This window comes from Streptomyces sp. NPDC020362 (assembly GCF_040642095.1).
Taxonomy (GTDB): domain Bacteria; phylum Actinomycetota; class Actinomycetes; order Streptomycetales; family Streptomycetaceae; genus Streptomyces.
Genome location: NZ_JBFAET010000275.1, coordinates 1 through 9,298 on the forward strand (window position 1 = coordinate 1; position 9,298 = coordinate 9,298).

10 protein-coding genes and 1 pseudogene are annotated in these 9,298 nt (G+C 73.9%); 7 read left to right on the top strand and 4 right to left on the bottom strand.

Going from position 1 to position 9,298, the window contains the following annotated elements:
• Positions 1 to 162: 162 nt before the first annotated feature.
• Both AB0H32_RS44040 and AB0H32_RS44045 read left to right on the top strand, forming a co-directional pair.
• Positions 163 to 1,290, top strand: a complete 1,128-nt coding sequence (locus AB0H32_RS44040; protein ID WP_361133967.1) for a sensor histidine kinase — start codon at positions 163 to 165, stop codon at positions 1,288 to 1,290.
• On the top strand, positions 1,287 to 1,940 hold the full coding sequence (locus tag AB0H32_RS44045; RefSeq protein WP_361133942.1) for a response regulator transcription factor: 654 nt from the start codon (positions 1,287 to 1,289) through the stop codon (positions 1,938 to 1,940). Before AB0H32_RS44040 ends, AB0H32_RS44045 begins: the two co-directional genes overlap by 4 nt.
• Positions 1,941 to 2,127: 187 nt before the next feature.
• Here the strand turns inward: AB0H32_RS44045 and AB0H32_RS44050 are convergent, their stop codons facing one another.
• Positions 2,128 to 2,340 (bottom strand): hypothetical protein, encoded by a 213-nt coding sequence (locus tag AB0H32_RS44050; RefSeq protein ID WP_361133944.1) that lies wholly within the window; start codon positions 2,338 to 2,340, stop codon positions 2,128 to 2,130.
• Positions 2,341 to 2,701: 361 nt separating this feature from the next.
• Here AB0H32_RS44050 and AB0H32_RS44055 point away from each other — a divergent pair, with 361 nt between their 5' ends.
• Positions 2,702 to 3,145 carry a universal stress protein gene (locus tag AB0H32_RS44055; RefSeq protein WP_361133946.1) on the top strand — a complete coding sequence of 148 codons (444 nt, stop codon included), beginning with the start codon at positions 2,702 to 2,704 and terminating at the stop codon, positions 3,143 to 3,145.
• Between the two features lie 162 nt (positions 3,146 to 3,307).
• On the opposite strand, the gene AB0H32_RS44060 is transcribed toward AB0H32_RS44055, so the two are convergent.
• Positions 3,308 to 3,772 carry a pyridoxamine 5'-phosphate oxidase family protein gene (locus tag AB0H32_RS44060; protein WP_361133949.1) on the bottom strand — a complete coding sequence of 155 codons (465 nt, stop codon included), beginning with the start codon at positions 3,770 to 3,772 and terminating at the stop codon, positions 3,308 to 3,310.
• Between the two features lie 368 nt (positions 3,773 to 4,140).
• On the opposite strand from AB0H32_RS44060, the gene AB0H32_RS44065 reads away from it, so the two are divergent.
• Together AB0H32_RS44065 and AB0H32_RS44070 are read left to right on the top strand one after the other, a co-directional pair.
• Positions 4,141 to 4,743, top strand: coding sequence for a hypothetical protein (locus AB0H32_RS44065; RefSeq protein ID WP_361133953.1), 603 nt, complete (start codon positions 4,141 to 4,143; stop codon positions 4,741 to 4,743).
• A 417-nt stretch (positions 4,744 to 5,160) separates the two neighbouring features.
• Positions 5,161 to 5,667, top strand: a complete 507-nt coding sequence (locus AB0H32_RS44070; protein WP_361133956.1) for a CBS domain-containing protein — start codon at positions 5,161 to 5,163, stop codon at positions 5,665 to 5,667.
• Positions 5,668 to 5,771: 104 nt separating this feature from the next.
• Here AB0H32_RS44070 and AB0H32_RS44075 read toward each other — a convergent pair whose 3' ends face one another.
• A complete protein-coding gene (locus AB0H32_RS44075; RefSeq protein ID WP_361133959.1) occupies positions 5,772 to 6,707 on the bottom strand; it encodes a serine hydrolase in 936 nt (311 codons plus the stop codon).
• Entirely contained in the window at positions 6,704 to 7,705 is a 1,002-nt protein-coding gene (locus AB0H32_RS44080; RefSeq protein WP_361133962.1) for a LysR family transcriptional regulator, read from the bottom strand. The genes AB0H32_RS44075 and AB0H32_RS44080 overlap by 4 nt, the downstream gene beginning before the upstream one ends.
• A gap of 131 nt (positions 7,706 to 7,836) precedes the next feature.
• Here AB0H32_RS44080 and bla point away from each other — a divergent pair, with 131 nt between their 5' ends.
• Positions 7,837 to 8,766 (top strand): class A beta-lactamase, encoded by a 930-nt coding sequence (bla, locus tag AB0H32_RS44085; RefSeq protein WP_361133964.1) that lies wholly within the window; start codon positions 7,837 to 7,839, stop codon positions 8,764 to 8,766.
• A gap of 105 nt (positions 8,767 to 8,871) precedes the next feature.
• A pseudogene (locus AB0H32_RS44090) lies at positions 8,872 to 9,272 on the top strand (right-handed parallel beta-helix repeat-containing protein); the annotation flags it as partial.
• Between the last annotated feature and the right edge of the window lie 26 nt (positions 9,273 to 9,298).

The following is a 9,298-nucleotide window of genomic DNA, read 5'->3' on the forward strand; positions in this document are numbered from 1 at the left end:
GGTCTCGGGGGTCATCCGATCGGATGACCCCCGATATCCCGGGCCAGGGAACAATGGAGGGTGTTTGCCCAGTTCAGCGCGATGATGAGGGGGAGTCGGATGAGGGAGGAGCCACCCGTGACCACGCCCGAGCGCGACGACACCCGTGCCCTCACCATCGTCATGCACACGGCGTTCTTCGTGCTGCTGGCCGCCTCCCTCGCCCGCTACCTCGCCCGGCACGCCGAAGGTCCCCGCACCCCCTGGATCATCGGCCTCTCCGTGCTGCTGGCGGTGCTGTACGTGCTCGGCCCGGCCCTCGGCCCGCGTCCCGGCCCGCGCCGGCTGACCTGGCTCGGCCTGGTGGTGGCGGCCTGGGCGCTGCTGGTGATCCTGGCACCGAGCTTCGCCTGGTGCGCCGTGCCCCTCTTCTACACCGGCCTGCGCACCCTCCCGCCGCGCGCCGCGATCCCGCTGGTGGCGCTGCTGACCGCGCTCGCGGTGGCGGCCCAGCTGAGCCTCGCGGGCTGGCCGGACCCCAACCTCCTGCTCGCGCCCCCGGCCGTCGCCGCCGTGGCCACCACCGTCTACGTCGTCATGCAGCGCCAGTCGGCCCGCCGCGACGCCCTCATCGCCGACCTGGTCCGCACCCGCCGCGACCTCGCCGCCACCGAGCGCCGCGCGGGCACCCTCGCCGAACGCGAACGGCTGGCCCGCGAGATCCACGACACCCTCGCCCAGGGCCTGTCCAGCCAGCGGATGCTCCTGCAGGCCGCGGACCGCCTGTGGGACAGCGCCCCGGACACCGCCCGCGACCACGTCCGTACGGCGGGGGCGATCGCCGAACGCAGCCTCGCCGAGGCCCGCCGCTTCGTCCACGACCTGACCCCCGCCGACCTGGCGGAGGGCGGCGGTCTGCTCCAGGCCCTGCATGCGGTCGCCGAGCGCGAGTCGACGCCCACGCTCACCGTCCGCGTCCACACGGAGGGCACCCCGCCCGCCGTGCTGCCCGACCCCGTCGAATCGGCCCTGCTGCGCATCGCCCAGGGCGCTCTTGCCAACGTCCGCGAACACGCCGCAGCCACAGCGGCGATCCTGACCCTGACCTGCATGGACGACCAGATCGTGCTGGACGTGACGGACGACGGCCGGGGCTTCGACGCCGCCAGGGCCCCGGCAGCCGGTGAACGCGGCCACGGCCTCCCCGCCATCCGTGCCCGCCTGCGGCAGATGGGCGGCACCCTGACCATCGAGTCGGCGCCGGGCGGGGGAACCGCCCTGTCGGCCGCGATCCCGCTGGAGCCCAGATGACCGGCACACCCGAGGCCACCGGCAGCGCTCCCGTCCGCATCCTGGTCTGCGACGACCACGCCGTCGTGCGCGCCGGACTGCTGGCACTCCTGAGCAGCGCGCCGGACATCGACGTCGTAGGCGAGGCCGGCAGCGGCGAGGAGGCGCTGGCGCTGGCCCGCAGGACGACGCCCGACGTCGTGCTGATGGATCTGCACCTGGGCACCGGCATGGACGGCGTGGAGACCACCCGCCGCCTGCGCACCCTCGCACCGGCCCCGCACGTCCTGGTCCTGACGACGTACGACACCGACGCGGACGTCACCCGGGCCATCGAGGCGGGCGCCACCGGCTATCTGCTGAAGGCAGAGCGTCCCGAGGACCTCTTCACCGCGATCCATGCCTCCGCCCAGGGCCGCCCCGCCCTCTCACCCCCGGTCGCCGACCGCGTCATGGCCCGCCTGCGCAACCCCCGCCCCGCCCTCACACCCCGCGAGCGCGACATCCTCGCCCACCTCTCCCAGGGCCTGCCCAACCACGCCATCGCCCGCGCCCTCTACATCAGCGAGGCCACGGTCAAGACCCATCTGCGCCGTATCTACGACAAACTCGGCGTGGTCACGCGCGCGGGCGCCGTGGCGGTGGCGAAGGAGCAGCGCCTGCTGCCTTGAGACGGCCCTGGCCCCGTGGCCCCGTGCCCGTGCCCCTGGCCCCGTCCGGCCTCGGCCGGACGGGCGGCACGCCTGGATGGTCGGCCGATCGGGCGGCGCGCCTGGGTGGTCGGCCGATCGGGTGGCGCGCCTGGGTGGTCGGCCGATCGCACTCGGCCGTCCGCTGATCAGCCGCGCACCCGGATCGTCAGCCGAACAGGCGGCGCACCCGGATCGTCTCGACGCGCCGCCAGGTGCCGCCGGGCAGCAGGACCCAGTCGCCGGCCTTGCCGCGGGCGCCCGGCCTCGCCGCCCGGGCCGTCGGACGCGGTGCCGGGACCCGTGCCGTGCCGTGGGCCGGCAGCCGGTCGCCGGCGCGGGCGCGTGCGCCCCGGCGCCGGGCCCGGGCTCGCCTGCTCACGGCCCCTCCCGTCGGCGGTGTTCCCGCGCGGTCGCACTCCGGCCGCCGAACCAGAGTGCGTCGCGCGTGCGCGCATGCATGATCACTCACTCCTCGACCGTCCTGGTCTTCCTCCAGCATGAACCCGCGGCCCGCCGCGTGTGAGGTCACCGAGCGGAACCCACGACGATCGCACAGGGATCCGACGATGATCGCAGGGATCCGACGACGATCGCAGGGACGTGCCCGCACGCGCGGCCGGGCGGCCGTCCGTCATGCCCCCGGAGGCTCATCGGTGGCGGGGTGCCGACGGCTCGCGCAGCGTGGAGAGGAGGGGGACGACCGGTCGGGTGGCGCGAGAGCCGCAGGAGAGGTGGGACACATGGACAGGGACGTCTCCGAGCCGCGGGTCGTGGTCGGTGTCGACGGCTCGCCGTCCTCGTACGAGGCCCTGCGCTGGGCCGTGCGCTACGCCGGACTCGTCGGCGGCGCGGTGGAAGCGGTTGCCGCATGGGAACTGCCCGGCCTCCAGGGCTGGTCGGGTCCTGCCGTGGACATGGACGTCGACGAGGAGGACGCCCGGCAGCGGATGCGGCAGGAACTGACCGACGTGCTCGGCGCCGACACGGCCGGATCCGTCACGACACGCCTGGTCCACGGCAACCCCGCCGACGTCTTGCTGCGGGCGGCCGAGGGAGCCGAGGCCCTGGTCGTCGGCCGCCGGGGGAGGGGCGGGTTCGCCCGCGCCCTGCTCGGTTCCGTCAGCCAGCACGTCTCGCACCACGCGAACTGCCCGGTCGTGATCGTACGGTCCAGGGAGTCGTGATCGTGCGGGCCAAGGAGGCGTGATGGTGCGGTCCAGGGAGTCGTGGTCGTGCGGGCCAGGGAGTCGTGGTCGTACGGTCCAGGGAGTCGTGATGGTGCGGGCCAGGGAGTCGTGGTCGTGCGTGCCGGGAAGGTCCGCTCCGTCGGCCGGGCCCGGCCGCGCTCACGGCGGACGGCGCTCCTCGGTGTCCGACCCGGTCCGGGTGAGGAGCACCCCGGTGACCAGGTCCGGGCGGATGTGCACCGCGTAGTCCATGCCAGGGTGCGGTGCCCAGGGGTGCAGCAGACCCCGGATGCGGGCGAGTTCGCCGGGATCGCCGACCGGACGGGCATGGCCCATGACCACCACGCTCCAGCCGAGGTGTGTGTCCGGGGCGATGGGGTCGGCCTCGTGGGCCACCACGACACCCGCGCCGTCGGACTGCTGGGCGCGGGGCGTCAGGGCCGCGCAGTCGCGGGTGCGGATGACGGTGTCGCCGCCGTCCAGGACGTCGTTGACCGGGCGGACGGTGGGCAGGTCCTGCCGGGTTAAGACGGTCCTTCCCGGGGACACGCTGCCCAGCAGCCGGAGCACCTCGAGACGGTCGAGTTCGATGCGCCGGTGCGCGGGAGGGCCGTTGAGGATCATGGTCGGCTTCTTCGGGGAGCAAGGCGGAGCGACACCGCGGGGGATCGGTGCCGCTCCTGCACTCCACTGTGGCGCATGAGTGCGCTTCCTCTCCAGTGCCATTCGGCCCTCCCCGCGGGTCGTCCGTCCCCTCCGCGAGCCCGGACCGCCCGGCTTCGCGCAGTTCTTCCGCGCCGGGACGGCAGTTATCCGGATCGGGGTGCACGATGGTGGGGTGACGCCTACGGGCCGGATCCATGAGACGGCTCTGGTGCCGCTCGCCGCCTGCCTCGCGCGAGCCGTGGCCGGCGTGGTGGACGTGCGGTGCGCGCCGTCGGGTCCGCCCGTCACCCGGACCTCGGCCCGGAAGGCGAGAGGAGGCGGCGACCATGACACGGACACCTCCCACGACGGTGGCACGGGTGCGGCTGTGGCGGTGGCGGCCCAACACCCTCAAGCGGCACAGTGACGTCGTCGAAGCCTGGATCGTGCTCGTCACCTGGATCCTCGCCCTGGTGGGAGCGGTGCTCGCCGGTCAGGCGGCGGCCCATTCCATGGACTCGGCCCTCTCCGCGCGGCGGGCCCAGGTGCACGCGGTGTCCGCCGTCCTCACCGACGGCTCGGTGAAGGCCACGCCCGCCGACGGCGGATACGACGACGGCCAGGTGTGGGCCACCGTGCGCTGGACGACCAAGGGCGGCGTCGTGCACACGGACCGGGCGAAGGTCCACCCCGGTGCACCGGCGGGCAGCCCGGTCATGGTGTGGACGGACGGCACGGGCCGGATCGTCTCCGCGCCCACCACCCGGGCGGAGGGCCTGCTGCAGACGGTCCTCGCCGGGGTCCTCGTGGCACAGGTCGCCGGCACGGCCGTGTGGGCCACGGGCTGGATGGTCCGCGCCCGGCTCGTCCGGCGGCGCCTGGCCGAGTGGGACGAGGAATGGAAGCGGGTCGGGCCCGAGTGGCGGAACCTGAGCGGCGGCAGGGGCTGACCGCCGCAAGGGCTTGACATCGTCACTGCGCCCCGGCTCCGCTCCGTCCCCGGCTCCGCTCCGTCCCCGCTGAGCGCCCCCGCCCCCCGGCTCTGCCCCGTCCCGGCTCCGCCTCGGCCGCGCTGGGCCGGTGAGCGTGAGGCGGTCGGCGAGGCGGTTCTGCTCGAACGGGCGGCACCCATGAGGGACCAACGGCCCCCGTCTTGGCCTCACCGGCTCAAGACACTCGCCGGGGCCCGGGCGACCGTGGGGTAGACGCCTCGGAAGCCGTGGACATCCGGCGCCCTTCCCCGACGCTTTTCCCCGGCGCTCGCGAGGAGGCGGAGCACGTGAAGGGTCACCGCCGGCCCGCCGTCCCGCGGGAAAGGCCTCGCCACGGCCCCGGGTTCAGGCGGCGGTGAGCAGGAGGAGGCAGCCGTGGAGGAGAGGCTTTCGGTGGGCGCCCTGATGAACGAGGCGCCGTACTCGATCAGCGAGGACGAGACACTGCTGATGGCCTGGGAGGTCATGGAGCGCTCGGGGCAGCGCCAGCTGCCGGTGGTCCGCCAGGACGGCTGCTGCGCCGGAGTGCTGGACGGCGCAGAACTGGCCGTCGCCTGCGCCGCTCCGGCGGCGACACTGTCCCGTCGGCAGGTGCGCGACCTGGTCTACGGCCGCCGTACGGTCACGGTCCATCCGGAGGACTCGATGCTCCGCGCGGCGGCCGTGATGACGGAGGAGCACATCGACGCGGTGCCGGTCACCGACGCACGCGGGCGGCTGACCGGTCTGCTGACCGCGCGGGACTACGTCGCCGTCGCCGCGGGCCTGCACCGCCGCTCCGGGCGGGCACAGGACGTGTCCCATCAGCCCCATCTGCGGGCCACGCTGCCTGGGCTGCCGCCACGCCGCAGGGAGCGCGAACGCGGCATTCCCATCCCCTAGGACGGACCGGCGCAGAGCACCCGGGCGCACCGGCTGTGCGCCCACCCCGCGTGGTGTTCCGGGGCACTGTGCGTGCCACCGTGCCTGCCACCGTGCGTGCCGCCTCAGCCGCGCAGTGCCTCGAACGCCAGCCGTGCACCGTTCCCGATCGCGAAGTCGATGTCCGGTGCCAGGCCCGCCCGCCGGTCCGCGCGGGTGAGCGCGGCCATGGCCACCCGGTCGCCGGATTCCGCTTCCACCACGCCGATCTCGTGCCGCAGATGCAGGAACGTGCCCGTCTTGCCGCTCAGGCGCAAGGAGTCCGCGCGCAGCTCGCTCGCCAGCCGCTGGGTGAAGAGCTGATGGCCCATCAGCCGCCGTGCCTCGGCCGTCGCCCGGGGATGGGAGATCTCGTCGCGCCACACCCGCTGCAACAGGTCCACGAGCGCCGCGGCCGACCCGACGTTGGCGTGGGCCGGGTCCAGGGTCTCGATGGTGTGCCGCCCCGCACGCTCGTCCCGTACGGCCAGCTCCAGGGCGAGCGAGAAGTCGTTTCCGGCGGCACCCGAAGCGCATTCGTACATGTGGTTCATGCGGTGCCGCACCCGTATGCTGTCGCAACCCCACGCACGCAGGCGGGCGTCCACCTCCGCCACCGGCACCAGACCGAACAGCGCGTCGGCCGCGGCGTTGTCGCTCACCGACAGCATCAGCAGGAGCAGGTCCCCGACGGCCACGGTGGCAGGATGACGGAACGCCGCCAGTCCGGTGGGTCCGACGCTGCTCGTGGCCGGGTCGACCGTCACCGGGTGGCCCGGATCGAGGTCCCCGGCCGCGATCCGGTCCAGCACGGCCAGGGCGAGCGGGACCTTCACCACGGAGGCCAGGGGCAGCTGCTCGTCGACGTCGAAGCCGAGGTGCCCGCCCGAGTCGATGTTGCGCGCGAGGAACGAGCCGCGGACCCCGAGGGCCGCCCAGTCCCGCGCGATCGCATCGGCGACGTCGAGGAGGATGCCGTCAGAGGCGACGCAGGCCGGGCGGGGGGCCGGTTCCGCGCTCATCCGCGTGCCGCCAGCCGCGCCGCGGCGTCCTCGCCCGGCGCCTCGGGCCGCCTGGGGTCCGGCACGGTGCCGGCGGCGCCCGCTGCCGCCGCCAGCGTGGTGACCAGCCACTCGGGCACGTCCTGCGCGCCCCCCTGGCGGCGTGTCCCCTGTACGTCGTACCCCCGGTGCAGCGAGGCATCGGCCAGCGGTGCCCACGTCGCCCCGTGCTGCCGCGCGAACGGCTCGGCACACAGCAGCACCGACCGGCAGGCCAGGGTCTCGGCGAGCGCGGTGGCCGCCGGTCCGGCAGACCGGATCAGCGCCTCGGGCAGTCCGGATCTGGCGGCGGCACGCACCAACCTGTCGTACGCGTACGGCACTTCGTCCTCCGTCAGGATCAGCAGGGGCAGCGCGGCCACCCGTTCACCGCCTGTGGACCGGCTCCGCCGTGGCCGCAGGTCCTCCAGGTGCACAGCGCGCCGCCTGCTCCCACGGTCGTCGGCGCGCACCGGCTCCCGCGCCTCGGCCGGGGGCGCCGACGCCAGGCCGAGCGGCACCCGGAACGCGGCCTGCTCCGGCGCGACACGCACCAGCGCGTACGCGAGCGAACCGTCGGCCAGCCCGGCCACCCGCTCCTCAGGGGGCTGTTCGCGTACCCCGAGGGTGATCCCGCGTTCGGTGGCGGCACGGATCACGCGTGCCAGGGCGGCCGGAGCACAGTGCGCGGGCACTCCGACGGCGCGCACCTGCGCCTGCCGGGCCGACCGGGCGGCCTGCCCCAGCCGCTCGGCCCGGTCCAGCACGTCCTGCGCGTACGGAAGCAGCAGCATGCCGAACCCGGTCGTCGTCACCTGCCGCCGCGACCGGTCGAACAACAGGCCCCCGAAGTGGGCCTCCAGTGTCTTGATACGGCGGCTGAGGAGCGGCTGGGCGATCCCGAGGCGGTCGGCGGCGCGCGAGAAGCTCGCCTCGTCGACGGTCGCGACGTACGCCTCCAGGTGTGCGAGGAGATCCATCCCGCCAGTCATATCAATAAGTTATGGCGCCTTCAAAGTTCACTCTTGGACATGAGCGGAGTGCTGCTGTTTCGCTGTCCCCGTCGAAGATCCACCAAGCCGACGACGGACGACCTGGGAGAACTCTGCACATGACCAGTGCCACCCCGCTGCCGCGCCGCCGCCTGATCCAGGCCGGTCTCGCCATCACCACCGGATCCGCCCTCGCCTCCGCCGTGGCGGCGCCGGCCGTCCCGGCGGATCGGAGTTCCGGCGCGCCGGACCCGTCCACCGTGTCCACCGAGTTGGGTCAACTGGAGCAGCGCTACGGTGCGCGGCTCGGCGTGTACGCCCGGAACGCGCGCACCGGCCGGACCGTGGCGTATCGCGCGGGGGAGCGGTTCGCGATGTGCTCGACCTTCAAGGCCTTCGCGGCTGCGGCCGTCATGCGCGACCACGGCCACAGCGCCCCGCTGGACAAGGTCGTCCACTACCCGCCGAGGGACATCCTGGCGAACTCGCCCAGGACCGAGGAGCACCTTGCCACCGGAATGCCGGTGGGCGACCTGTGCGCTGCCGCTATCCAGTACAGCGACAACGCGGCCGGCAACCTCCTGCTGCGCGAGATCGGCGGTCCGGACGGCCTCACCCGGTTCTTCCGGTCGCTCGGCGACCGGGTGAGCCGGCTCGACCGCTGGGAGCCGGAGCTGAACACCGCAGTCCCCGGCGACCTGCGCGACACGACGACCCCGGAGGCCATCGGCCGCAGCTTCGAGCGGCTGACGCTGGGGCGGGCGCTGCACGGCGCCGACCAGGAACAGCTCGTCACCTGGCTGAAGGGCAACACCACCAGCACCAAACGGTTCGGCGCCGGTCTGCCGCACGGCTGGGTGCTGGGCGACAAGACCGGGACGGGCGACTACGCGACCGCCAACGACATCGGTGTCGCCTGGACGACCCGGAACACACCGGTCCTGCTGGCCGTGCTGTCCTCCAAGGCGGCCAAGGACGCTCCCGTGGACGACGCGCTGATCGCCGAGGCGGCACGAGTTCTGGCGCGCACCCTCGCTCCCGGCGAGTAGTTCCCCACCGAGCCGAGCCGAGCCGAGCTGTGCCGAGCCGAGCTGTGCCGAGCTGTGCCGAGCCAGGTGTGGCTGGGGCGGGCCGGGTCAGGTCTGGGCCGGGGCGGCGACCTCGACGGCCACCAGCTCTGCGGCGACGACATCGTGGTGAACCACGTGGTCCGGCACAGCATCGTCTACCACAACGGCCACCACGGATTCACCTGTCACAGCAACCCCGGCACGACGGCGATCTCCCCTGACACGAGCGTCGACAACGCCGAGCGCAACTACTCGTTCGACACCGGTACATCCGTGTTCCGGACCGACTCCTCGTGCCGCTTCTCCGCCAGCGGGTCGAACGACAAGACCGGCGGCGACGTCGACAGTTCCGACCAGTTCTGGTCCGGCGCCAACGGGTCGCGGTGCTCCTCCTGCTCCGGCGCCCTGGGCTGCTCCTTCGCCCGGACGGCCGGCTCGTGGTGCCCTTCGGGGGCAGGGTCGTCACACCGTGGTCCCGGTCCTGAGGACGCCGAGAAGGGGAAGCCGCCCT